This window comes from Rossellomorea pakistanensis, assembly GCF_016908495.1.
GTDB lineage: Bacteria > Bacillota > Bacilli > Bacillales > Bacillaceae_B > Rossellomorea > Rossellomorea pakistanensis.
Window position 1 is genome coordinate 1,076,254 of the sequence record NZ_JAFBDZ010000001.1, and the last position, 26,297, is coordinate 1,102,550.

The window sequence follows — 26,297 nt, forward strand, 5'->3', positions numbered from 1 at the left end:
TTCCGACTACTCTCCCTACCCCCTTCCCCTTCTTTTCACCTGGTAATTAATAGGTGTTGAACCAAAGATAACCAATAACAAGGCTCGAATGTTGTAACAAAATGTCAGTTAAAATCTGAATTTTCGGAAATTAATAAAAAAGTCGTGTCTCCCCCTCCCTCAACTGCTCCAGAAGTTGTGATTTTTTCATAATTATAGGAATATAAATGGTTTTTATATGATTTTGTATGAGGTTATAAAGAAGGACTTTTTCTAATTATGCTTGAAGGAATAATAAAATGAGCGTTTTATCACTTAATATTGTAAAGAAAAACAAGTCGAGGAAATAACTACCATAAATTATTTAGAAATATCTATTCTTTCTTTAGAATTAGCAGTGAAACAGGAACAATTACCTGTAATAAGATAAAGTTAGAGGGTTTAAAGAACTAGGTTCAAAAAAGAAAAGGACTAACTCACTAGAGTTAGCCCTGGAAAAAAATTTAATATACAGATGTATTTTCTTTTGAAGTGTTTTCTAGAATTTCTTTAACACGTTGCAGGAATCTTCCGCAAACCAATCCATCCAACACGCGGTGATCAAGTGACATACAAAGATTTACCATGTCACGAACAGCAATCATGCCATTCGACATCACTACTGGACGTTTGACAATAGATTCGACTTGAAGAATGGCAGCTTGTGGGTAGTTGATTATACCCATAGACTGAACAGAACCGAATGACCCAGTATTGTTAACAGTAAATGTTCCACCCTTCATATCGTCTGAGGTCAATTTACCATTTCTTACTTTACCCGCAAGCTCTGTGATTTCTCTTGCAATTCCTTTGATTGTTTTTTCGTCTGCATTTTTGATGACTGGTACATATAATGCATCATCTGTTGCCACTGCAATCGAAAGATTAATATCTTTCTTTTGTACAATCTTATCTCCAGCCCACATTGAGTTGATTTGTGGATATTCTTTAAGTGCTTGAGCGACTGCTTTTACAAAGAAAGCAAAGAATGTTAAGTTGAAGCCTTCTCGCTGCTTAAATTCGCCTTTAATGGAATTTCGGTATTCAACAAGATTCGTTACATCCATTTCCATCATTGTCCAAGCATGTGGTGCTTCATGCTTACTTCTTACCATATTCGATGCAATGGCTTTACGAACACCAGAAACAGGAATTTCAATATCACCCGGTGCAACAGGTACATTTGGCGCAGGCGCTGCTGGTTTAGCAGCTTGAGGCTGTGCTGGTGCATCTTTAATAGGTGCTTGTTTAGGTGCTTCTTGTACAGGTGCTGCACTTTCTTCTCCCGCTTTTGGAATATTTCCTGAATCGATGAGCATCTGAAGGTCTTTACGTGTAATTCGTCCGTCTTTACCTGTTCCTTCAACTTGACTCAAATCAATATCATACTCTTGAGATAGTCTTAGGACGGCTGGAGAATAGCGTACTTTTCCACCAGATTCATTCTTCTTAGCAGGTGCTTTTTTCTGTGGAGTGCTTTCTGCTGTTTTTCCTTCTGGTTGAGTTGCTTCCTTTTCCTTTGGAGCAGAATCTTCACTGCTTCCGCCACCTTCGACTTCAACAGAACAGATGACTTCACCCACTTCAAGTGTGTCTCCCTCTTCAGCAATTAGTTCTTTAATTGTGCCTGTAAAGGAAGAAGGAACTTCTGCATTTACTTTATCTGTTTGAACTTCAGCAATTGGGTCATATTTATTTACACTATCACCAGGAGATACTAACCATTTACTGATTGTACCTTCTGTAACACTTTCCCCAAGTTGCGGCATTGTCATTTTTTCGATACCCAATGAGGAACCCTCCTTACAACTTATAGTATGTCAATTTCCTTTTTTGTTTTTCGAATTAAAATTCAGCTAATTCTCTCATTGCTTTTTCTACTTTATCTGGGTTAACCATGAAGTATTTTTCCATTGTCGGTGCATATGGCATAGCTGGTACATCAGGTCCAGCAAGGCGCTGAATCGGTGCATCAAGATCAAATAAGCAGTTTTCCGAAATAATTGCTGCCACTTCTCCCATAATGCTTCCTTCTTTATTATCTTCCGTTAATAGAAGTACTTTCCCCGTTTTTGAAGCCGCTTCAATAATCGCTTCTTTATCTAATGGATAGATAGTACGTAAATCAAGAATATGGGCTTCGATTCCATCCTGTGCCAAACGCTCTGCTGCCTGCTGAGCAAAATGAACACATAAACCGTAAGTAATAACGGTAATATCTTCACCTTCGCGCTTCACGTCTGCTTTCCCAATTGGTAAAGTATAATCATCTTCAGGAACTTCACCTTTAATTAAACGATACGCACGCTTATGCTCGAAGAACATTACTGGATCCTCATCACGAATCGCTGCTTTTAGTAGTCCTTTCACATCATATGGAGTCGAAGGCATAACAATTTTCAATCCAGGTTGATTGGCAAAAACCGCTTCAACCGATTGAGAATGATAGAGGGCACCATGAACTCCTCCACCATATGGAGCACGAATAACCATCGGACAACTCCAGTCATTGTTTGAACGGTAGCGAATACGTGCTGCTTCAGAAATAATTTGGTTAACGGCTGGCATAATAAAGTCAGCAAACTGCATTTCAGCAATTGGTCGCATGCCATACATTGCTGCACCTATTCCAACTCCTGCAATAGCAGACTCTGCTAGTGGTGTATCAATTACACGGTCTTCACCGAATTGATCATATAAGCCATGAGTAGCCTTAAATACTCCACCCTTTTTCCCTACGTCTTCTCCAAGAACGAATACTTTTTCATCACGTTCCATTTCTTCTCTGATTGCCATTGTCACGGCATCGATATAAGAAATCACTGGCATTTTAGTTCCCCCTTACTTCTCTTCTGCATATACGTACTTTAATGCTGACTCTGGATCTGCGTACGCTGCGTTTTCCGCATAATCTGTTGCTTCATTCACTAATTTCATAATACGGTCATTAATCTCTTTTTCAGAATCATCATTCATTACACCCACTTCTTTTAAGTAAGCGCCAAATGTGATGATAGGATCATTTGTTTTTGCTTTCGCTACTTCGTCTGGAGAACGGTAGCTACGATCGTCATCATCTGAAGAGTGTGGAGTTAAGCGATAGGATACAGTCTCCACAAGTGTAGGACCTTCACCACGTCGACCACGATCAGCTGCTTCTTTTACCGCTTTATAAACCTCTAATGGATCGTTCCCATCAACAGTAACCCCTGGCATACCGTATCCGATAGCCCGGTCAGATACCTTTTCACATGCCAATTGTTTTTCAATCGGAACAGAAATGGCGTATTTATTATTTTCACACATAAAAATGACTGGAAGCTTATGTACGCCAGCAAAGTTTGCTCCTTCATGGAAGTCCCCTTGGTTTGAAGACCCTTCACCAAATGTTACAAATGTTACTAAATCTTTTTTCTCCATTTTCCCTGCAAGTGCTATTCCTACTGCATGTGGAACCTGAGTCGTTACCGGTGATGAACCAGTTACAATATTATTCTTCTTTTGTCCAAAGTGACCTGGCATTTGTCGTCCACCTGAGTTCGGATCTTCCGCTTTTGCAAATCCGGAAAGCATCAATTCTTGAGCTGTCATTCCGAAGGTAAGAACAACACCCATATCACGATAATATGGAAGAACATAATCTTTCTCTTTGTCTAAAGCAAATGCGGCACCAATTTGCGCTGCCTCTTGACCTTGACAAGAAATAACAAATGGAATTTTCCCTGAACGGTTCAATAGCCACATACGCTCATCGATTTTACGAGCCAGTAGCATCGTTTCATACATTTCTAATACTTTTTCATCTGACAGTCCTAATTCTTTATGACGATTTTCTGCCATTATTTTTACCTCCTATTTTGGAACTATATAAGGGATATAGATATAGTTCCCTTATATAGTTATATTTTATTACGAATGGAGTGCCTTTCCGTCTACAGCAAGAGCTGCTTCACCAATGGCTTCACTTAATGACGGGTGAGGGTGAATCGTATGTGCTACTTCCCATGGTGTCGCATCTAGGACACGAGCAAGTCCAGCTTCTGAAATCATATCTGTTACATGAGGTCCAATCATGTGAACACCTAAAATATCATTTGTATCCTTGTCAGCGACAATTTTCACAAAACCATCAGATTCACCATAAACTAATGCTTTTCCAATCGCTCTAAATGAAAATTTCCCAACCTTTACATTATGACTGTTATCCTTCGCTTCTTGTTCTGTAATCCCTACACTAGCAATTTCAGGGTTGCTGTAGATACATTTTGAAACAAGCGTATAGTCGATCGGATCAGGTTTTTCATTTGCAATATGTTCAACTGCAACAATTCCTTCGTGTGAAGCAACGTGAGCCAATTGAAGACCACCAATGACATCACCAATTGCGTATATATGTGATTCTTTTGTTTGAAGGAAATCATTTACTTGAATGAATCCTTTTTCCACCACTATATCTGTATTTTCTAGACCGATATCTTTCACGATGGCTTCACGACCAACGGAAACTAGGATTTTATCGGCAGAATAAGATTCTTCTTTATCCTTACGTTCAGCCTTAATCGATACTCCTGAATCACCTTTTTCAAGTGTCTCTGGAAGGACTTTAGCACTCGTAACGATCTTAACGCCTTTTTTCTTCATTAAGCGCTGCATTTCTTTTGAAATTTCATGATCTTCAGTTGGAACGATTTTATCCGCATATTCAAGTACAGTTACTTCTACTCCGAAGTCAGATAACATTGAAGCCCATTCAATTCCAATTACCCCACCACCAACAATAATCATTGATTTTGGAAGAGACTCTAATTCAAGTGCTTCATCTGAAGAAAGAACATGCTCTCCATCAATGTCTAATCCAGGAAGTGTACGAGGACGAGATCCAGTTGCGATAATAACATTTTTTGGAATCAGCATATCATTCTCGTCACCGTTTTTATATTCTACAGAAATCGTTCCAGGCATTGGTGAAAAGATAGAAGGTCCTAAAATTCGACCAGTACCTTCGTAAACATCGATTTTCCCTTGCTTCATCAGATGTTGAACACCTTTATGAAGACCGTCAACGATATTAGCTTTTCGTTCTTGAACACGAGTAAAATCAAGTTGGACGTCATTAATCATAACACCAAATGATTCTGCCTCTTTAGCTGTTGAATACACTTCTGCGCTTCTTAATAGAGCTTTACTCGGGATACAGCCTCTATGTAGGCATGTCCCACCTAATTTCCCTTTTTCCACAATTGCTGTTTTCAATCCAAGCTGTGACGCACGGATCGCCGCAACATAACCACCAGTACCTCCACCGAGTATGACTAAATCATATTCTTGAGCCATGGAAATTCCTCCTTCACAGTCTTTCTTTTTTCAGCTATTCACATTAAACTGTCGCTTTATTCTTTACATTACCAGGATACGTCTTTTCTTTTTCTTCACCTTTCAATACGCGAAGAGCTCCCTCAGCGAGTGCTTGAAGTTCATTTTCACCTGGCTGAACAACGACATCTGCAATCCAGTTGATTCTTTCGCTGATTGCTTTTACAAATCCTTTTCCGTATGCTAATCCGCCTGTTAAAATAATGGCGTCTACTTTTCCTTGTAACACTGCACTAGCTCCACCAATCTCTTTAGCAATTTGGTAGGCCATTGCATCATAAACTAATGCTGCTTGTTCATCGCCATTTTCAATCATTTCTTCCACTTTTATGGCGTCATTTGTGCCTAGATATCCGACAAGTCCTCCTTGACCTACAAGTTTCTTCATGATTTCATCACGGTAGTAGTTTCCAGAGTAGCATAGTTCAATAAGATCTCCAGCCGGCACCGTTCCAGCACGTTCTGGACTGAATGGTCCATCACCATGCAAACCGTTATTAACATCAATAACCTTACCGTTTTGATGGACACCAACAGTTATCCCGCCACCCATATGAGTAATAATGAGATTTAGGTCTTCATATTTCTTGTTTAATTCCTTTGCCACTCTTCGTGCGACAGCTTTTTGATTGAGGGCGTGGAATATGCTTTTTCTTTCAATTTGAGAAAATCCTGAAATCCTCGCAATTGGGGCTAATTCATCCACTACAACCGGATCAACAATAAACGAAGGAATGTTTAATCCTGTAGCGATTTCATAAGCAATAATTCCACCTAAATTTGAAGCATGCTGTCCAGAATAACCTTCTCGTAAATCTTTCAACATTTCTTCATTAACGTTATAGGTTCCACCTTCAATAGGCTTTAATAATCCTCCACGTCCACAGACTGCACTTAGCTTAGAAATATTGATGCCCTCTTCATCAAGAGTTTGAAGGATCATATCTTTTCTGAATTCATATTGATCAATAATGTTTGGGAATTCATTAATCTTGTCAGTATCATGGCGGATTGTCTTCTCAAGAATGGACATTTCATTATCAAAAACGCCAATCTTTGTTGATGTAGAACCAGGATTGATAACTAAAATTCTGTGTTCTTTTTCTTGCAATGTTGTTTACCTCCAATGTGAGAATTGACCTTTGGTTCAATTCTTTAATGGTCTATTTTCGATCTTAAAAATCATACCCCTTTGTTTTCATGACCATTAGAAATACAGATGCCGTGATTAACGAATAAAGAGCAAAGATTAAAGTCAATTAATCCAAGCCTCTTTTACCATCTATTCCTAAAAAGAACGCTTTTCTCAAAACGCAAACTGCATCAGTGAAAAAAGCGTCTCTTCCCATTCTTCCCTTATCGACGATAACTTAGAATATTTTTTCCATTTTGAAGGAATTGACTGCGAGATTTACGCATTTTCTCAATTCTTTCTTCTGCCATACGATCTGCAGCCATATATGTTGGAATACCATCACGTTTTGCAATTTCAATAACACGTTCAACATTGTTATAAACTTGCTCAACTTTTTTCATTGCACGTTCTCGGTTATATCCGTATAGTTCATCCGCAACGTTGATAACTCCACCAGCATTGATAACATAATCAGGAGCATAGACAATACCCATTTCATGAATAGTATCTCCATGTGCTGTTTCCTTAAGCTGGTTATTCGCAGCACCAGCAATAACTTTTGCTTTAATTTGAGGGATCGTTTCATCATTAATAATGGCACCAAGAGCACATGGGGCAAAAATATCGCAATCTACACTGTAGATCTCATTTGTATCAACGGCTTTTGCACCAAATTCGTCAACAGCTTTTTGAACCGCTTCTTTATTAATGTCCGTAACAATTAAATTTGCCCCTTCATCATGTAAATGACGGCACATATTAAAGGCAACGTTTCCTACACCTTGAACAGCAATTGTTTTACCTTCTAAAGAATCTGTTCCAAATGCTTCTTTTGCTGCAGCTTTCATTCCACGATAAACTCCATATGCAGTAACAGGAGATGGATTACCTGAAGATCCGAATGCTGGAGAAATACCTGTTACAAAGTCTGTCTCCTCATGGATAAGGTCCATATCCGCAACCGTTGTTCCAACATCCTCAGCAGTAATATAACGACCGTTCAAGCCTTGAATAAAGCGACCGAATGCACGGAACATTTCTTCATTCTTATCTTTTCTAGGGTCCCCGATAATAACCGTTTTTCCTCCGCCTAGATTTAATCCAGCAGCAGCATTTTTATACGTCATCCCTTTAGCAAGACGAAGAGCGTCTTCAATTGCTGCTTCTTCGCTTTCATATGTCCACATACGTGTTCCACCTAAAGCAGGTCCCAATGTTGTATCATGAATCCCGATGATGGCTTTTAAACCAGATTGTTCATCTTGACAGAATAAAAGTTGCTCATAATCGTATTTCTCCATATAAGTAAAAATTTTCATTGTAAAATCCTCCTAAAGATTCTTATTTTTTTGCTGAACAAATGGCTAGAGCTAAAGAATATAGTTTGCTCTGCGCACTATCTGCCCTTGAAGTAAGAACAATCGGTGCCTTTGCACCAGCAATGACTGCTCCAACCTTTGCTCTTGCAAAATACATGAGTGATTTATATAGTGCATTACCCGCTTCGATTGTAGGAACGAGTAAAATATCTGCTTGCCCTGCTACTTCACTAGAGATCTTTTTGTGTTCGGCTGCTTCTAAAGATACGGCGTTATCCAATGCCAATGGTCCATCCACAATACAATGTGGAATCTGACCACGTTTATTCATTTGAGTAAGGACAGCAGCATCTAATGTTGCTTGCATATTTGGATTAACAACCTCAACAGCTGCAATTGGCGCTACTTTTGGATAATCAATCCCGATTGACCTGGCGACTCCTACTGCATTATTAATGATTTGTACCTTTTGATCTAACTCAGGTGCAATATTCATGGCAGCATCCGTAACAAGAATTAATCGTTCATACCCCGGGACCTCAAATGCCGCTACATGAGATAGCACATTTCCAGTACGAAGGCCAAATTCTTTATTTAATACAGCTTTTAAAATAATCGCTGTCGCCACATTCCCTTTCATCAGAGCATTGGCGTCATTATTTTTAACCGCTTTAACGGCTTCTTCTGCTGATTCCTTATTAGAATCAGTATGCAGTATTTTTACCGATTCGGTCTTTAAAAGCTCAGGATGATTTGTTTCGATAATAGTTTCAATCTTTTCTTTATGACCGTAAAGTAAGAAATTAGCCATTCCACGTTCTACTGCCATAGAAACAGCTTCTAATACTTCTGCATCCTCAGCAGCTGCAACAGCTACAGTTGCTTCTTCCCATTGGGTTGCTTGGTTAATAAGTGTCTCTAAATCCATCTGTGTTTTTTCAACCCCTTTTCCTTTCGTTGCGTCCCACTATTCTATATGCAAGAACCGTGCCAACTTTTCATTTGTTGAAAACGCTTTAATTTCACGCGTATAAGCATGCATTTTTTTTCATGCTACGCAAATTATTGCACGTCACTTATTTCAATTTTGTATTTATCAATTTTATAATAAAGATTTCTTAATGAAATTTTTAATGATTTGGCTGTAGCCGTTTTATTACCCTTATTTTGTACTAAAACCTGTTGAATAATGTCTTTTTCATATTGTTCCATTAAAGTATTTAAATCTTCATGGGAAGTTTGGGGAATAGTCCTAGATTCCTTTATATCTTCTTTAATGATTAACTGTGGTAAGTGATGTTGTTCGATTACGGTTTCATTATAGTTCATAAAAATAATCGCTCTTCCCAGAATGTTCTCAAGCTCCCTTACGTTACCTGGCCAGTGATAATTCACTAATTTCCCCATAGTCTCTGGTGAAATTCCTTCAACATTGCGTCCATAATCTTGATTGATTTTCGTAATTAAATTTTCGCATAGCTTCGGAATATCATTGATTCTTTTTCTCAGAGGTGGAATTTGAATAGGCATGCGATTTAAACGGTAATACAAATCTTCTCTGAAGGATCCGTCTGCCATTCCCTTTTCTAAATTAACATTTGTCGCTGCAATAACGCGTACATTTATAGGAATCGACTTTGTCCCTCCTACTCTAACGATTTCATTTTCTTGTAATACTCGAAGAAGTTTAGCTTGTGTGTTAACACTTAATTCTCCGATTTCATCGAGAAATATACTTCCGTTATTAGATTCCTCAAACAACCCTCTTTTGCCGCCTCTTTTCGCACCTGAAAATGCTCCCTCTTCATATCCAAATAACTCACTTTCTAATAGACTTTCGGAGAGAGCTGCACAATTGACTCGAATAAATTTGTTGTACTTTCGGTTACTAGCGTTATGTATGGCATGAGCAAAGAGCTCTTTTCCAGTTCCAGATTCCCCTCTTAATAAGACAGTTGCAGGTGTTTTCGCTCCAAGTTTTGCTTGTTCTACAGCTAGCATCATCTCTTCTGAATCCCCAATAATATCATCAAACATATATTTCGCTTCAAGAGTTCGGATAATTCTTCTTGCTCTGTCGAGTTCTTTATTAAGCGATTGAATCTCAGACATATCATGAATGACCCCTACACTCCCCTTTATTTTCCCATGTACAATAATTGGAGCTACATTCACAATAACTTCTTTTTTGTTAGGACCAACCCTCATTTTGACCCCTCGAATCGCCCGGCGGGTTTGCAGCACCTTTAAATGCATACTTTCACCTTCTGATATGTCAGCAGTAGCTGGTTTACCAATTACTTCTTCCTGAGTCAATCCTGTTATTCTTGTATAAGCCGGGTTGATTAATAATCCTCTACCTTCTTCATCCACTACCGAAATGGCATCATCACTCGATTGAATAATAGCTTCAAGCATTGTGTGAATTTCCTTGAGGTTTGTAATTTCTTCTGCCAGATTTACGACCTCTGTTATATCTTTAAAGACTGCAAATGCCCCAATTACTTCATCGTCGTTCGTAATCATCGGAATACGATTCGTAATAATCTTCAAGCCATTATCAAGGACGAGTTCCTTGTTTGATTCCGTTCTTTTTGTTTCAAGAATGCGCGGCAACTCACTTCTCGGGATAATTTGATAAATATTCTTACCGAGTGCCTCTTCCTCTGTAATTCCAATCATTCTTTCGGCACTTTTGTTAAAAAGAATAACGCTTCCTTTGTCATCAATGCCAATCATAGCATCATCAGTAGAATTAAAAATTAAATCTCTCGTGAAAGATTCATTTTTCAATTGGCCGATTAAATCTTCTTTTTCTTCAAGAAGCTTAGCGATTAAATAGGCAACACTCCCGGGAATAAGAACAGTGTTTTTACTACGCGCATCCCTTAATTCTTCAAAAACTTTTACATCCCCAGTAACTTCCACGACAATATCGATCTCTTCAGTTAAAAAATCACGCCAATCCCTTCCAACCGGAATATCATTTTCAACTGCAAATTGAAGCCCTGGAGAATTCGGATTCAAATCACAAACAGCAGCAATTTTTAATACTGTAGTTTCTTTCAAAATTTTTAAGATCGCGATACCGCCTTTACCGCCACCTACTACTAATACTTTTTGCAATTTTCTTCACCTCTAGAATCTATACCGTGCAATTTCATTCACTCACTTCTTATTATATCTGAAAGGCTTTTCCTTGACAATTTTCTTTAATGGTATATGCTTTTTGTAGCTAGTACGAAGGAGTAATAAAAATGATACGATTAATTGCTTTAATCATTATGGTCATACCTGGAGCTCTTGCAGCATTAGGGATTAAGTTGATGAGAGACATGTTATTCGGTATTCTCCAGCCACCATTTCCTTATTTGTGGCTTCAGTTTATTGTAGGATTACTATTCTTTTTAGCGGGGTTAGGCTTCATTGCCGGATTTATCCTGCACCGCGATCGAAAGAGAAATAAAGTTCAGGGACGTTTTCGAAAATAGAAATGATAATTTGATTAAAAGAAAGCGAAAAGCGCCTTGAATAGGCCTGACAAGCATAAGACGAGTCACCTAGACTAGATGGTTTGGCTTATGACTCGATAGCCTAGATGCTGTAGCTGGACAAGAACAAACTTTTTCATCTATAAACAGTCCGAACTTTTATACATTCTTATCAAAGAAAAAAAGGGATTAACCTATTTGTGGTTAATCCCTTTTCTATAAGCATTAAGTACTCCAATTGCTTTTTCAGGGTAATCCGTAATAATAGCGGCACAATTCACCTTTATAAGGCGCTTCATTAAAGGTTTGGCATTAATCGTATACGGCCTCACTGCCACCCCAGCTTTCTGCGCGTCTACAATCATATGATCCGTTATCACTTTAATATTTGGGTGTATGGCTTTTGCATGAATCGACTCAGCATAAACCCACGGCATAAATAAGCCATTTGAATATAGCGGTGCAATCTCGATACTAGGGTTGATTCTATAACAATGAACAATTGAATAATGATTAAAAGATGAAAGGATGACTCTGTCTTCATAATGAAATTCTTCTATAAGACCAATCACCTTTTCTTCAAGTTGTGGATATGGGATCACACCATTTTTTAATTCCACATTACAAATCATTTGATTCCCTTGCATCCATTGAAACACTTCCCTAAGAGATGGGATTTTAGGCTGTTTGAAAGGTTTTTTAAATTTATAGCTGGCGTTAAAGGATTGAATTTCCTTCAATGTATAATCTTGAACAAAACCTCTATCATTTGTCGTCCTGTCAATACTTTCATCATGGATGACGACTACTTCACCATCCTTTGAAAGTTGAACATCTAATTCTATGCCGTCAGCTCCAACTCTTTCTGCTTCTAGAAAGGCTTCCATCGTATTTTCTGGATGAGTTCCAGCTGAACCTCGATGAGCAATAATTAAGGTCATTCCATTCATCTCCCAGCTTTTAATAAATACCTTAATAAATAGTATAGAGGAAAATGGTATGATTTTCATACTGAAGCGAATTACATGAACCAATGATTAGTCTCATGATATGATATTTCTATACAGGAAAGGAGAAATGTATGAAAAAAATTCGTTTAGTTCTTTTAAGTGTTATATTTTTAATGCTAGGTGGATGCTCCGTTCTAGAGGACGTAAATAACTCATTGGATTATTTGAATGAAACTACAGATTATATAAACGAATTAAGTACCTTTGCAGAAGAAGCTCCTTCACTTTTTCAAGACGCAGCCACAAACCCTGACTCATTACAGAAATTAGAAGATCAAATCACAACTTTAGAAAAAAGTGCACAAGAATTCAATGAGCTTAAACCACCTTCAGTTGCTAAGGATGTCCACAATTCCATTGTCGAAAAAAATGAACGATTGTTAAGTGAAATCAACAATGCAAAACAAAATGGAGAATTAGCCATTGAACAAATCAATAACTCAGAAATATTCACCACCATTAATGAAATTAAAGAGCTGCAAAGCCAAATTGAAGAATTAGGGTTATAAATATAAATTTATGCAAGGGCTGTCCCATTAAGGGTCTGAACCACTATGATTGCCCATCAATAGAAGATGTCCCTGTCGCTTCCTTCTTTTGATGGTAGTTATGGTTCCTGACAACTTGGCATTGGGGACAGCCCTAATTACTTTAATATGTTGTTTGATAAACGATGTTACCATCTTGATCTATTGAATCTTGAGAGTTATCCTTCTTCCTTTTTTTAAAGGCTGTATTTCGTAAACTTTGTTGCTATTTTTCAAATAAAGTTGTGGTTAATTTCCGTTTCAGGTTGCTCGCTTCTACATGAGTCTCGCTCCTTCCACTTCAATCAACTTCTTTATCCATGGTTTGCTTTCACAAAATCTATTTATCGAAAATAGCCTTTTTCAAAATTAAAAAACACCCTGACATAGAAATAATGTAAAGGTGTTCAATATAGTACATTAGAAATTCCACCAGAAACATCCAGTAATAATCTTCTCATTAGAATAAGTTAATCCTTATCCTCTCAGGATGCTTTATGCTCGAGTCGTAATTTATCCGCTACCATTGCGATAAATTCCGAGTTCGTTGGTTTAGCTTTTGTCATGCTAACCGTATAACCAAATAGTGATGAGATTGAATCAATGTTTCCGCGGCTCCACGCAACCTCGATTGCATGACGAATAGCACGTTCTACACGACTTGCTGTTGTATTGTACTTCTTCGCAATATCAGGATATAAAACCTTTGTAATCGAACCAAGCAATTCGATATCATTATAAACCATAGAAATCGCTTCACGTAAATATAAATATCCTTTGATATGAGCAGGTACACCAATTTCATGGATAATGCTTGTAATACTCGCATCTAAATTTTTTGGTTTATGTTCTGTAGTAGGTCTGGAGGATTTTTTGATGATCGGATTCGATTTTCCGCTTACCTGACGAATATGACTTACTAAGTTTTCCATGTCAAATGGTTTTAAAATAAAATAGGATGCCCCTAAATCCACTGCTTTCTTCGTTACATCCTCTTGCCCAAATGCAGTAAGCATAATGACATTAGGAATACTTGTCCGTTCTCTTAATCGTTCTAATACTGCTAAGCCGTCTAAATGTGGCATAATAATATCTAATACAAGAACATCCGGCTCGACTTCTTCTAATAATTCAAGACACTCTTGTCCATTATGAGCAACACCAGCAACTTCCATATCATTTTGTGATGAAATATAATCTTCCAACAAAGAAACTAATTCACGGTTATCATCCACTACACAGACTTTAATTGATTTCACTACAGATTTCCTCCTCAATCGAAATGGTCCTTGCTTTTCTCTGTCTATTTTTTATTCTAAGTTATTTTTTCGACAACGCAACAGTAAATCCTCTTATTTTTTTAAAAAATGTGAAAAATAATAGTAAATCTTTTGTTTTCTTTATTTTTCTTTCACTTTCGACTGATTTCGATAGTAAAGAAAGTCATTTGTCGAAAAATCTTTATCCCATTATCTATCTTAACAAATAATCCTACAAAAGCAAAAAAACAGACGGAAAGGATCCGCCTGTCAGCTTGCTTTTTCTTGATTACGTTCATAAATGTTTATACCTGCTTCATTTAACATCCATTCAATATGAACACCATAGCCTGAAGTAGGGTCATTCACAAAAACATGAGTAACGGCCCCAATAATTTTATCATTTTGAATGATTGGACTACCACTCATTCCTTGAACAATTCCCCCTGTTTTATCCAGCAAGTCTTTATCTGTAATTTTTATAACCATTCCTTTTGTGGCGGGAAACTTTTGCGGAATAGTGCTTACAATTTCAATATCGTAAAGTTCAACTTCCTCACCGTCTACAACCGTTAAGATTTGTGCAGGGCCTTCTTTAACTTGATGAGATAAAGCTACTGGCATCGGACGGTCTAAGAGTCCATTATTGAGATCACGATTTAATTTACCAAATATCCCAAAAGGACTATTTCTTGTGATATCACCAATGACATCCTTCTCAGAAGAAAATCTCGCCAATTTCTCACCCGGATTTCCATTCATTCCTTTTTCAATAGAGGTAACAGTTGAGTTTAGGATTTGTCCATCTTCCACTTCGATTGGTTTCTTTGTATCCATATCTGAAATGACATGACCTAATGCCCCATATCTTTTTGACTTTGGATCAAAGAATGTCATTGTTCCAATACCTGCTGCAGTATCTCTGATGTAAAGACCTAATTTATAATTCTCATCACCATTGTCTTGTAATGGAGTTAAAGTTGTTTCTATTTCTTCTTTATCCCTTTTTAAAACAACATTTAAGGACGATCTTTCTTCTCCTGCTTTTTGTACATACGGACCGAGATCTGCTAATTTTTCAATTTTTTCACCGTTAATTTCTGTAATCATATCTCCAACTTTTATCCCTGCTTTTTCTCCAGGAGATACTTTCCCTTCCCTTGTTTCAATTAAATGATGACCTACTACAAGTACTCCAACCGAATTGAGCTTTACGCCAATTGATTGTCCTCCAGGAATAACCTTTAAATTATTTACTACTTCTACATCCACTTTTTTTATCGGAACACCGGCTAATTCAAGCATTACTTCTTCTTTACCGATTTCATCACCTTTTAAAGTAACGGTTGTTTTTTCGTCTGCAATGGCTAGTTGACTCTTATTTGAAGTAGACATGGCCGTGACAGCGGCAGCCTTTGAAAGAGTATATTCCTCACCCTGCATCATGACAATTTCATTTGGTAAATCTAAATATTGTTGAAATGGTTTATAAAAACCTATGAAGCAAAGTGAAACAAGGAGAATTCCACCAATCCATTTTCTTAATGTCTCTGAATTCAAAATTATTCACTCTCCTCGTTTCTAATCACACACACTCTCTGATGGCTACACTTTTAATTTTGCCTTGAAACCCTACATTTATAACTGTTAATTAAGAAAAAAAGCTACCCGAATTGGATAGCTTTTCATGCATTTTTAATGGAAGTGGCTAATTGAAGTAGTTCTCTGGCATGTTCTTTAGTCAATTCAGTGATTTCAACTCCTGAAATCATTCTGCCGATTTCTCGTATTTTCTCCTCATTTTCAAGTGCTTTAACAGCTGTTCTTGTTCGTCCATCATTCGTTTTCTTAGATATATAAAGATGAAAGTCAGCCATTGCTGCAACTTGCGGGAGATGTGAAATACACATCACTTGTGAATGAACCGATACTTGATGAATCTTTTCAGCAATCGCTTGTGCTACTCGTCCACTTACACCTGTATCGACTTCATCAAAAATGATCGATGTAATTCCTCGATGTTTTGAAAAAATCGTTTTTAAAGCAAGCATTATCCTTGATAATTCTCCACCAGAGGCAACCTTTGATAATGGTTTTAACGGTTCGCCTGGATTTGTGGATATATAGAATTCGACCTCATCTCCACCGTCTCTTCTATATTTATACGCTTCAGGGGTTAACTCACTATCGGAAAGTTTAAATCTTACTTCAAATGTTGTCTTGTCCATATATAATTCCTGCAATTGCTCATGAATTTGATTTGTTAAGGCTTTTGCCCACTTTTTCCTAACCTTTGTTAAATGTTTCGCCTCTACAAACATATCCTTCTCCAAAGATGTAACCTTTCTTTGAAGTTCTTGTATATGCGTATCCCTATTCGTGATTCTTTCAATTTCCTCTTCAATCTTAGAACCATATTCCAGGATTTCCTCAATCGTTGAACCGTATTTTCGCTTAAGTCCATTTAATTCGTTTAAACGAGCTTCAATGATGTTTAAACGATCAGGCTCAAATTCCAATCCATCTAATTCAGCTCTAACCGTTGTTGCTACATCTTCCATTAAATAAAAACTGTTGGAAACGGATTCTGCAAGTGATTGATATTTGCTATCTAGTTCACCAGCCGTCTCAGCATGGCTCATCGCAAGACCTAACCAATCTAGTGCTTTCCGTTCACCTTGTATACTGTTATAGCAAGTTTGGAGAGCTTCAAAGAGACGTTCATAATCCATTAACTTCTTCTTTTCTTCAAGCAAGGATTCGTCTTCTCCCAATTGAAGATGACTATCATAAATTTCTTTTTGCTGAAACAAGATAAGATCAAGTCGATGAGCCATTTCTTGCTCATTGTCGTTTAGCTTTTTCATTTGTTTCAAGGTTGATTCGTATTGAGAAAATAAATCTTGATAACTTTTCAAAGCTTGGTCGATTTCGTCTGATCCAAATTGATCTAGAAGTGAGAGATGAAGAGTCTCGTCCATCAGCTCTTGATGCTCATGCTGTCCATGAATATCAACAAGCGAGGATCCTATTTCCCTTAGGATGGCGATGGTGACAAGTTTTCCATTGATACGGCATATACTTTTCCCTTGGTGAGAAATATCTCTTCTTAATATCACCATATTTTCTTCAATTTCAATTCCAAATTCCTTTGCTTTCATTACACAGGGATGTTGAATATCATCAAGTATGAATAGCCCTTCAATACTGGCTTTTTTTTCACCATGACGCACAAATTCCGATGACCCTCTACCACCAACTAGAAGATGAATCGCATCAATGATAATCGATTTCCCAGCACCTGTTTCTCCAGTTAATACTGTTAATCCTTCTTCAAAAGAAACGGATAATTCATCAATGATCGCGAAATTTTTTATAGAAAGTTCCTGTAGCAAGAATCATTCACCTCAAAAATATAAACTTAGAGCATATCTAAAAAGCGCTTGGTTATTTTATCTGTGTCTTCTGTAGTACGGCAAATGATTAAACATGTATCATCTCCACAGATTGTCCCTAAAATTTCTTCCCAATCAAGATTATCAATTAAAGCTCCTATAGCATGCGCATTTCCTGGCAATGTCTTCATAACTAGCATATGGCTTGCTCCATCAATACCAACAAATGCATCTGTCAATGTCCTTTTTAACTTTTGTAACGGGTTAAATCGTTGATCCGCAGGAAGACTATATTTATAACGCCCATCCATTAACGGAACTTTAACTAAATGCAGTTCTTTAATATCCCTAGATACGGTAGCTTGAGTTACATTAAACCCTGCATTTTTTAATCGGTCTACAAGCTCATCTTGTGTTTCAATATCATGATTTGCAATAAGTTCTCTAATTTTTATATGTCTTTGCCCTTTATTCATCATTTTTAAGCACCTCTACGCTTATGACTGTATAATTATACCTCTACGCATATGTTAGCCTATTTACCCATTTTGTACAAGATAAAAGGAATAAGCTCGTAATAAAGGATAAAAGTATAATTTTGATTTAAAAAATATATACAAAAACCTGAAATATTCTTTACAATACTAGCTTGCAAGCTGTTTGCATAAAAAAATTGACCCTTAAAACTCAGAGTCAACCTTTTTACTTTCCTTTAAACTTTCATGCGCTTCCATGACAACATTTTCAATTGTGCCTTTTAATCCAAGTTCCCCTTGCTCTTGTTGTCCCAACCATTTAAGGTGGATGAGAAACTCAATATTTCCATCTCCACCTGTAATCGGTGAATAAGATAAGTCCTCTACATTGTAGCCTTCTTTGATAGCCAAACCAATGATTTTTTCTACTATATTTTGATGAACTTTCGGATCACGTACGATTCCTTTTTTTCCTACTTGTTCTTTCCCAGCTTCAAATTGGGGTTTAATTAGGGCAATCGTATCACTATTCGGGACTAACAATGTCTTTAGAACCGGTAAGATCAATGATAACGAGATAAAAGAAACATCAATAGTAGCAAAGTTTGGCATATCTCCTACTAAATCAGCCGGAGTTACATAACGAAAGTTCGTTCTCTCCATAACAATGACTCGTTCATCCTGTCTTAACTTCCATGCCAACTGATTGTACCCTACATCAAGTGCATAGGACATTTTCGCCCCATTTTGAAGTGCACAATCGGTAAAGCCTCCTGTTGATGAGCCAATATCAAGCATTACTTTATCCTGAACGTTAATATCGAAAGCTTTTAATGCTTTTTCAAGCTTTAATCCACCCCGACTCACATATGGAAGAACCTTCCCTTTTATGGTAATTTCTATATCCTCTGGTACTTTCTCGCCGGGTTTGTCCAAGCGCATTTCGTTTGAATAAACAAGTCCCGCCATAACAGCGCGCTTTGCTTTTTCTCGTGTTTCCGCTAAACCTCTTTCAACAAGGAGTACATCGATTCGCTGTTTTTTTACTTTCATTTTCAAGCCCTTTTTTGTTTTTTTGGTGTCATGGTTTGTATTTTATCAATCACGTTTTCTGTTGTTAAGCCGATTTCTTTAAGGAGCTCTTTAACACTCCCATGTTCAATGAAGCGGTCAGGGATACCCATTCGATCAATAACAGGATTTTTAAATCCTTTTTCTTGTGCAAATTCTAACACAGCACTTCCAAAGCCACCTTGAAGCACTGCTTCTTCAATGGTTAGGACTGGAAGATTTTGATCAAAAATGTCTGCTAGCATTTTTTCATCCAATGGTTTGATAAATCTAGCATTCACAACTTTTATGGACATACCCTGCTGCTCAAGTTGATTGGCAGCATCTAAAGCCATCGGAATTGTTGTTCCAAATGTTAAGATGGCGGCATCTTGACCTTCTTTAAGCACTTCCCATTTCCCGATTGGAATTTGCTTTAAGTCTGAATCCATCGGGACCCCGAGTCCATTTCCTCTTGGATATCTTAAAGCGATTGGGCCATCATTATAATGAATCGCTGTATTAACCAAATGTTGTCCTTCATTTTCATCCTTCGGCATCATAATAACGATATTAGGAAGATGTCTTAAAAAAGCGATATCAAATACCCCTTGGTGCGTTTCTCCATCTGCACCGACTAATCCAGATCGATCAATCCCAATAAAGACATTTAAATTTTGACGACAGATATCATGTACAACCTGATCGTATGCTCTTTGCAGGAATGTTGAGTAAATCGCCAGGAAAGGCTTCATTCCTTGTGTAGCGATACCAGCTGCAACCGTTGTGGCATGCTGCTCAGCAATCCCAACATCAAACATTCTATCAGGAAATTCTTTGGCAAACCCTTCTAGCTTAGAACCAACTGGCATTGCAGGAGTGATTGCAACAATTCTTTCATCTTCCCTTGCAAGTTTTCTAACTGTTTCACTAACAAGACTACTCCAAGATGGAGGTTGATTAACTGGTTTAATTAAATCACCTGTATCGATTTTATAAGGACCGGTACCATGCCATGTACCCACTTTATCGGTTTCGGCTGGCTGATATCCTTTTCCTTTTTTCGTAATGACATGAAGTAAGACGGGACCTTTCGTTTTCTTTGCATATTGGAGATTTTCAAAGAGATCATCAAAGTCATGCCCATCTACTGGACCAAGATAGGTAAACCCCATTTCTTCAAAAAACATTCCTGAGACAAAAAGGTATTTAAGACTATCTTTAACTCGCTCAGCAGTTGTAGCTAATTTTCCACCTACAGCTGGGATTTTCTTAAGGATATACTCAAGTTCATCCTTCACCCAATGATATTTACCAGCGGTGCGTAATCGGCCGAGGACATTGTGAAGAGCTCCTACGTTAGGTGCTATTGACATTTCATTATCATTCAGAACCACAATCATATCTTTTTGCTCATCACCGATATGATTTAACGCTTCTAGTGCCATTCCTCCAGTCAAGGCTCCATCACCAATAATCGGAACGATATAGGAGTCTTCTTTCTTTACGTCCCTTGCAATCGCCATTCCCATTGCTGCAGATAAAGAGGTTGAGCTGTGACCTGTCTCCCAAACGTCATGTTCACTTTCATTTTGTTTAGGAAATCCGCAAAGCCCTTTATATTGTCTAAGGGTATCGAATTGATCGATCCTACCTGTCAGCATTTTATGAACATAGGATTGATGCCCAACATCCCAAAGGAATTTATCCTTAGGGCTATCGAAGCATTTATGGAGCGCTAATGTTAATTCCACAACACCGAGGTTAGGGCCAATGTGGCCTCCTGTGCTTGATAATTTTCCAATCAAAAATTTTCTAATATCAGAACTAAGCGTTTCTAACTCTTCTTTTGAGAGGTTTTTAAGAAACGTTGGATCTTGAATCGAGAAAAGATCCATAAGGACCACTCACTTTCATCACTAATTATTTTCAGTTAATCGCACATTTTTCTTTTTCTTTTTAACTTTAGTATCTTTTATTATAACGATACGAAATTTATCCTCAACAAATTGTAACACTTTCCCGACTTGAAATATAATATCTTTTGAATAGCGGATTGCAATCGATTTGCCAAATCCTTTTCCACCAACTGTTAACGCCGCAATAAGAGAGGTCATAAATACACTTAAACTATATTCAACGACAGACGATTTCTCGAGACCAAAGTCAACGGTTAACTGTATAAGAACAACAGCCATCGCAGTACCACTTATAATACCAGATATATCCCCTATCACATCGTTACAAAAGCTAGCAAAGCGGTCAGCGTTTCGGACTATTCTGATTGAATACTTGGCCCCATGTACTTTTTTGGCGGCCATCGCATGAAAGGGAGTTTCATCCGCGGCGGTTGCGGCAATACCAAGCATATCAAAAAAGATCCCAATCAGAACAATAATGAGAACGACTACGACCCCTATTCCCCATGTGACTTCATTTAATACTATATTAGAGATAATTGCAAAAATAGCCGCTAACACAAACGTGATAACGGCAATACTTATGCTAAATTGTATTGATTTTTTCAATAGTTCATTCATTGTATTATCGAACACACCGTTTCTATCACAATTTACATCCCGACATAGAGTATGTATTATGGATGGCCATATAAAGAGTAAAAATTGCAGCTTAGGTCCAGTAGGTTTTCCCAATCAAATACCAGATGTCGCCATACCGGCGGTTTCCCTTTAAATTTGATTTAGCTGTGTCACCAGCAGCTAGACTGGATTACCACTTAGTCCGCACTATAATCCCCTTTATATGTCTTCTAATGACGAACAGTCTAGGAGTTTTCCTCGACAATCTTTAACCCTGTTCTTAGCCTCTTTTGCAAAGTAGATTTCATATGGACGAAAAAGAACATATCAATGGCCAACTGATGTGTTCTTTGTTACCATAATCCCCTCAAACTTCACGCAAGGCAGGCTACGCTGCTAGTGATACCCTTTTATCACATCACAGGTTCATACTCTGCTCTCCTTCTGCATACGATTAGCAAAATCAAGTAACAGAGCCTCCGCGGCTAAAGGGTCAACGCCCACATGCCGTTGTGGATCGCCCTTATGCCTTACTCCCAAATTCGACCCAAGGCTGGGCTCCTCAAGCCAAAATCAGGAACTTCATCGATGTGCCCTTTAGTGGATTTTTAGGCCCACCTTCAGAACGGGAAGATCGACTAGAATACTGCACCATCCATTTATATATCTTTATTATACCATATTTATTTCATTATCCTCAAATCTATACCTGTTAATGGTCTCGATTGGCAATTAAATACGCGATTTGTTGAAGATACTCTGATTGAATTTCAAGCCTGTCTAAAACCTCATTTCCTTTTGAAAGATGATAGTAAAGCTTTTCTTTTGCCCCTTCAAGGGTTAATAGAGCAGGATACGTGCTCTTAAACTTCGCTTCATCACTACCAATTGGTTTTCCGATTTTCTCCTGCGACCCTTCGATATCTAAAATATCATCTTGAATTTGAAAAGCTAAGCCAATATGATAAGCAAATTCCTTTAAGTTTTCGATATCTTCTTGATAAGCTTCAGCAATTATCGCTCCAGCAATAACACTATATGCCAGGAGCTTACCTGTTTTATGAATATGTATATATTCTAAATTTTCTACGGTTAATTGCTTATTTTCTCCTTCAATATCTGCAACCTGACCTCCAACCATTCCTTCTGGTCCAGCCGCTTTAGATAGTTCATTAAGAAGCTTTAATAAAACTCGAGGGGGAAGCTCCCCTATTTCAGTAATGATTTGAAAACTATTCGTCAAGAGAGCATCACCTGCTAATATCGCATAAGCCTCGCCAAACACTTTATGGTTAGTCGGCTTCCCTCTTCTTAAATCATCATCATCCATACTAGGTAGGTCATCATGTATTAATGAATAGGTATGAATCATTTCTAGTGCACAAGCAACTGGCAACCCTTTCTTAGGATCTTTATTAAATGCTTGAATCGTGGCAAACAATAACACAGGACGTATTCGCTTTCCTCCTGCCTGTAAAGAATAAGTCATTGCCTCTTTTATAATTGGAGGAGCCTCAAGCCTTTGTACATAGCGATCCAATTCTTCCTCAACCAACATTTTATATTCATTCATGAAAGCCTTTAATGAAGAAGTTGAACTCACTTGGCGTCCTCCTCTACTAAAGAAAATTCTTCTTCTCCATCGTCAGTTATTAGCTTTGTTAATTTATCCTCTGCACTTTTTAAAGTATCGTGACAAAATTTTGATAGTTCAATCCCTTTTTGATAATATTGTAATGCTTTTTCTAATGGGACTTCTCCTTCTTCAAGATGTTGCACGATCGTTTCTAATTCTTCCATCGCTTCCTCAAATGTTTGCTTTTTCTCTTCTGTCAATTCCCTTCACCTTCCTCAATATGTTCAATATTACAATAGAGTTTTCCATCTTGTAGATGAACGACTACCTTTTCTTCTTTCCTAACATTTTGAGTATGTTTCACAAGCTTATTTTCTTGATCGTATACAAGACTATAACCCCTGTCCATAATTTTTAATGGACTCAGTGCCTCAAGAGTAGTAAGTGTCCCACTAAATCGTTGCTTCTTAAGTGAAAGTAAACGTCTCATTTGTTTTTCTAATTCTTTATGGAGAGCACTAAATTGTGACTTTTTCATTTCTACTGTCTTTGAAGGATGACTTCTAACAAGTCTGGAATCAATATGCTTAAGAGTAGAATTCAATCCTTGTAAACGATATTTCTCATTTCGATAAAAACGGTCAACCAATTGATCAACTTGTTCAACCTTTTGTTGATAAATGGTTTGAGGATTTCTAAGTACATAAGAATTCTTTAGTCGATGTAGTGCTGCTTTATGTTCCTGTAATTGTCCTTTTAATGCCCTAACAAGTCTCAGCTTCTTATTTAAAATTCTTTCAATCAAATCATCAATGTGTGGAACCGCCAGCTCTCCTGCAGCGGTTGGAGTAGGAGCCCGTAAATCGGAAACAAAATCAGCAATCGTGAAGTCTGTTTCATGTCCTACTGCAGATATGATTGGAACCTTTGATCGGTAAATGGCTCTTGCGACAGGCTCTTCATTAAAAGCCCAAAGCTCCTCAATTGAGCCTCCCCCTCTTCCCACAATCAACACATCTATACCTTCATAAGCATTGGCTTTCTCAATGGACTTTACAATCGATGAAGCGGCACTTTTCCCTTGTACTAAAGCTGGAAAGAGAATTAATTCCGCTATTGCGTATCTTCTTTTAATGGTCGTAACAATATCTCGAATAGCTGCACCGGTAGCTGAAGTTACTATAGCAATTTTTTTTGGGTATTGGGGCAATCCCCGCTTACGGTCAGTATTAAATAAGCCTTCCCTTTCAAGCTTTTCTTTTAATTGTTCAAATGCAAGAAAAAGTTCACCAATACCATCAGGTCTCATTTCCTTTACATAGATCTGATATTGACCTCCCGGCTCATATACACTGATATCTCCTCGAACCATCACCTTCATCCCATTTTCCGGAGTGAATTTCATCTTTTGGTTGTCAGACGAAAACATAACGGCGAGGATTCTTGCCCGTTCATCTTTTAGAGTAAAATACATGTGACCGCTAGAGTGTCGTTTTAAATTTGATATTTCTCCTTTAAGATAAATGCCTGTTAGATGAGGATCACGATCAAATTTTCGCTTTATGTATTTCGTTAGAGCTTGTACCGTCAAATAACGTGAATTTTCTTCCATATGTATTGACTCCCCTATATAGAAAAGCTGTTTCCATCTGATAACGGAAGACAGCTTTTATTAAACATGATGACTATTATTTTACTATGAATGATGATTTTCTGCTAAAGAAAACTATATTACGAACAGAAGGAATATTGTTATCTATAAACCATCCTTTTATTCCTCAATTAAATCTTGACTGATTTTTGAGAGTATCCCGTTGATAAACTTTCTGGATGTATCATCTCCGTATGTTTTCGCCACTTCAATTGCTTCATTTATGACCACTTTGTTTGGTGTATCATTAACATAAAGCAATTCATATACAGCCGTACGTAATATATTTCTGTCAACTCTCGCTAAACGTTCAAATGACCAACGTTCTAGATGCTTTTTGATCAGTTCATCAATAGACTCTTGTTCTCTTATGAACCCCATCACGATTTCTTCTAAATAAGCGTCAACTTCTTGACCCTCACTTACATTGACTAGCGCTTCCTTAGGGTCAATACCTGACATATCCACTTGAAACAATGTCTGCAATGCTTTTTCTCTCGCAGTACGTCTTTTCATATTACAAAATACTCCTTTAATTAGATCGAATTTTAATCATATCCTTGATAATAGCATAAATGATGGTCAAATCGCACACTTATGAAGAAAAAGGATTTTTCATAATATTTCGCCATTCATTGGGCAGGCTTTTTATACTTAGGATGCTTAACTTCCATTAAAATTAGACAGGAATGCCGTAATCATCAAAAAACTGCCCAAAAGGCGCCCAACGAGACAACTTCTTCAAAAAGAAATTGCTGTAGGATATCCTTCTAGGCAGTCTGTTCAAAGAATACGAAAGTGATAAAAAACACTTGCCCCTAGCTCCTCAGTGCATAAGTCAAGCTACCAAGGAAGGGAAAAGACTTGTGACTTGCCTTATGCAAGGCATGAGCTGTTCAAGGCGCTTCCGCTTTTCTGTGTCCAGCTACAGCGCCTAGGCCTTCGAGTCATAAGCCAAGCCCCATAGAAAGGGAAAAGGCACCCTTTCTATGGGACTCGTCTTATCCTAGTCAGGCCTATTCAAGGCGCTTCCGCTTTTCTTATTACTCTTCGTCAAATTCGCTTTCTATTTTTTGATTTTCGAATTGGATTCCAACTACATGGATATTCACTTCATCCGCTTCTAATGCTGTCATGTTAAGGAGTGCTTGACGAATGTTATCTTGAATTTTTTGAGCAACAGTAGGAATTGAAACGCCAAATTGCATAATGCAATAGACATCAACCTTAATTCCTTCTTCTGCAAGCTCAACTTTTACACCTTTGCCATGATTCTTCTTCCCTAATCGTTCTACGACACCACTAGCAAAGTTTCCTCTCATTTGGGATACTCCTTCAACCTCTGAAGCAGCAATCCCAGCAATGACTTCTATGACTTCAGGAGCGATTTCAACCTTACCTAGTCCATCGTTTTCTTCAGACATTTGTAATAAACTTTGATTTTGTGTTTCTGCCATTTTCTTGCACCTCCATCGTA

Annotated in this window: 23 protein-coding genes; 2 read left to right on the plus strand and 21 right to left on the minus strand. The window is 37.7% G+C overall.

Annotated elements, in window-relative coordinates; translation table 11 throughout:
• Positions 1-482: 482 nt before the first annotated feature.
• The 8 genes from JOC86_RS05245 to JOC86_RS05280 all read right to left on the minus strand — a co-directional run bounded on the left by JOC86_RS05245 (position 483) and on the right by JOC86_RS05280 (position 10,971).
• Positions 483-1,808, minus strand: coding sequence for a dihydrolipoamide acetyltransferase family protein (locus JOC86_RS05245; RefSeq protein WP_205168691.1), 1,326 nt, complete (start codon positions 1,806-1,808; stop codon positions 483-485).
• 55 nt (positions 1,809-1,863) lie between these two features.
• Entirely contained in the window at positions 1,864-2,847 is a 984-nt protein-coding gene (locus tag JOC86_RS05250; RefSeq protein WP_205168692.1) for an alpha-ketoacid dehydrogenase subunit beta, read from the minus strand.
• A gap of 12 nt (positions 2,848-2,859) precedes the next feature.
• Positions 2,860-3,858 (minus strand): thiamine pyrophosphate-dependent dehydrogenase E1 component subunit alpha, encoded by a 999-nt coding sequence (locus tag JOC86_RS05255; protein ID WP_205168693.1) that lies wholly within the window; start codon positions 3,856-3,858, stop codon positions 2,860-2,862.
• 69 nt (positions 3,859-3,927) lie between these two features.
• Entirely contained in the window at positions 3,928-5,352 is a 1,425-nt protein-coding gene (gene lpdA, locus JOC86_RS05260; RefSeq protein WP_205168694.1) for a dihydrolipoyl dehydrogenase, read from the minus strand.
• A 43-nt stretch (positions 5,353-5,395) separates the two neighbouring features.
• The gene (gene buk, locus JOC86_RS05265; RefSeq protein ID WP_205168695.1) at positions 5,396-6,502 is read right to left on the minus strand and encodes a butyrate kinase; all 1,107 of its coding nucleotides are present in this window, start codon (positions 6,500-6,502) and stop codon (positions 5,396-5,398) included.
• Positions 6,503-6,747: 245 nt separating this feature from the next.
• A complete protein-coding gene (gene bcd, locus JOC86_RS05270; protein WP_205168696.1) occupies positions 6,748-7,845 on the minus strand; it encodes a branched-chain amino acid dehydrogenase in 1,098 nt (365 codons plus the stop codon).
• Between the two features lie 22 nt (positions 7,846-7,867).
• Complete coding sequence (gene yqiS, locus JOC86_RS05275) at positions 7,868-8,773, minus strand: phosphate butyryltransferase (protein ID WP_205168697.1); 906 nt, start codon at positions 8,771-8,773, stop codon at positions 7,868-7,870.
• A gap of 134 nt (positions 8,774-8,907) precedes the next feature.
• Entirely contained in the window at positions 8,908-10,971 is a 2,064-nt protein-coding gene (locus JOC86_RS05280; RefSeq protein WP_205168698.1) for a sigma-54 interaction domain-containing protein, read from the minus strand.
• Between the two features lie 131 nt (positions 10,972-11,102).
• On the opposite strand from JOC86_RS05280, the gene JOC86_RS05285 reads away from it, so the two are divergent.
• A complete protein-coding gene (locus tag JOC86_RS05285) occupies positions 11,103-11,336 on the plus strand; it encodes a DUF2627 domain-containing protein (RefSeq protein ID WP_205168699.1) in 234 nt (77 codons plus the stop codon).
• Between the two features lie 194 nt (positions 11,337-11,530).
• On the opposite strand, the gene JOC86_RS05290 is transcribed toward JOC86_RS05285, so the two are convergent.
• Complete coding sequence (locus JOC86_RS05290; RefSeq protein WP_205168700.1) at positions 11,531-12,277, minus strand: glycerophosphodiester phosphodiesterase; 747 nt, start codon at positions 12,275-12,277, stop codon at positions 11,531-11,533.
• Positions 12,278-12,417: 140 nt separating this feature from the next.
• On the opposite strand from JOC86_RS05290, the gene JOC86_RS05295 reads away from it, so the two are divergent.
• Positions 12,418-12,855 (plus strand): DUF6376 family protein, encoded by a 438-nt coding sequence (locus tag JOC86_RS05295; RefSeq protein WP_205168701.1) that lies wholly within the window; start codon positions 12,418-12,420, stop codon positions 12,853-12,855.
• A gap of 503 nt (positions 12,856-13,358) precedes the next feature.
• On the opposite strand, the gene spo0A is transcribed toward JOC86_RS05295, so the two are convergent.
• The 12 genes from spo0A to JOC86_RS05355 form a co-directional block, all read right to left on the minus strand.
• Positions 13,359-14,132 (minus strand): sporulation transcription factor Spo0A, encoded by a 774-nt coding sequence (spo0A, locus tag JOC86_RS05300; protein ID WP_205168702.1) that lies wholly within the window; start codon positions 14,130-14,132, stop codon positions 13,359-13,361.
• A gap of 270 nt (positions 14,133-14,402) precedes the next feature.
• Positions 14,403-15,692, minus strand: coding sequence for a SpoIVB peptidase (spoIVB, locus tag JOC86_RS05305; RefSeq protein WP_205168703.1), 1,290 nt, complete (start codon positions 15,690-15,692; stop codon positions 14,403-14,405).
• Between the two features lie 125 nt (positions 15,693-15,817).
• Positions 15,818-17,527 carry a DNA repair protein RecN gene (recN, locus tag JOC86_RS05310; protein WP_205168704.1) on the minus strand — a complete coding sequence of 570 codons (1,710 nt, stop codon included), beginning with the start codon at positions 17,525-17,527 and terminating at the stop codon, positions 15,818-15,820.
• A 26-nt stretch (positions 17,528-17,553) separates the two neighbouring features.
• Positions 17,554-18,003 carry a transcriptional regulator AhrC/ArgR gene (gene ahrC, locus JOC86_RS05315; RefSeq protein WP_205168705.1) on the minus strand — a complete coding sequence of 150 codons (450 nt, stop codon included), beginning with the start codon at positions 18,001-18,003 and terminating at the stop codon, positions 17,554-17,556.
• 204 nt (positions 18,004-18,207) lie between these two features.
• On the minus strand, positions 18,208-19,056 hold the full coding sequence (locus JOC86_RS05320; RefSeq protein WP_205168706.1) for a TlyA family RNA methyltransferase: 849 nt from the start codon (positions 19,054-19,056) through the stop codon (positions 18,208-18,210).
• 2 nt (positions 19,057-19,058) lie between these two features.
• The gene (gene dxs / locus JOC86_RS05325) at positions 19,059-20,951 is read right to left on the minus strand and encodes a 1-deoxy-D-xylulose-5-phosphate synthase (protein WP_205168707.1); all 1,893 of its coding nucleotides are present in this window, start codon (positions 20,949-20,951) and stop codon (positions 19,059-19,061) included.
• 21 nt (positions 20,952-20,972) lie between these two features.
• Complete coding sequence (locus tag JOC86_RS05330) at positions 20,973-21,593, minus strand: hypothetical protein (RefSeq protein ID WP_205168708.1); 621 nt, start codon at positions 21,591-21,593, stop codon at positions 20,973-20,975.
• Positions 21,594-22,305: 712 nt separating this feature from the next.
• Positions 22,306-23,166, minus strand: coding sequence for a polyprenyl synthetase family protein (locus tag JOC86_RS05335; protein ID WP_205170109.1), 861 nt, complete (start codon positions 23,164-23,166; stop codon positions 22,306-22,308).
• 26 nt (positions 23,167-23,192) lie between these two features.
• Positions 23,193-23,429: an exodeoxyribonuclease VII small subunit gene (locus tag JOC86_RS05340; RefSeq protein WP_205168709.1), complete on the minus strand. Its 237-nt coding sequence runs from the start codon at positions 23,427-23,429 to the stop codon at positions 23,193-23,195.
• Positions 23,426-24,781 carry an exodeoxyribonuclease VII large subunit gene (gene xseA, locus JOC86_RS05345; protein WP_205168710.1) on the minus strand — a complete coding sequence of 452 codons (1,356 nt, stop codon included), beginning with the start codon at positions 24,779-24,781 and terminating at the stop codon, positions 23,426-23,428. The genes JOC86_RS05340 and xseA overlap by 4 nt, the downstream gene beginning before the upstream one ends.
• Positions 24,782-24,940: 159 nt before the next feature.
• Positions 24,941-25,336: a transcription antitermination factor NusB gene (gene nusB / locus JOC86_RS05350; RefSeq protein ID WP_205168711.1), complete on the minus strand. Its 396-nt coding sequence runs from the start codon at positions 25,334-25,336 to the stop codon at positions 24,941-24,943.
• Positions 25,337-25,863: 527 nt separating this feature from the next.
• On the minus strand, positions 25,864-26,277 hold the full coding sequence (locus JOC86_RS05355) for an Asp23/Gls24 family envelope stress response protein (protein WP_205168712.1): 414 nt from the start codon (positions 26,275-26,277) through the stop codon (positions 25,864-25,866).
• Positions 26,278-26,297: the final 20 nt, after the last annotated feature.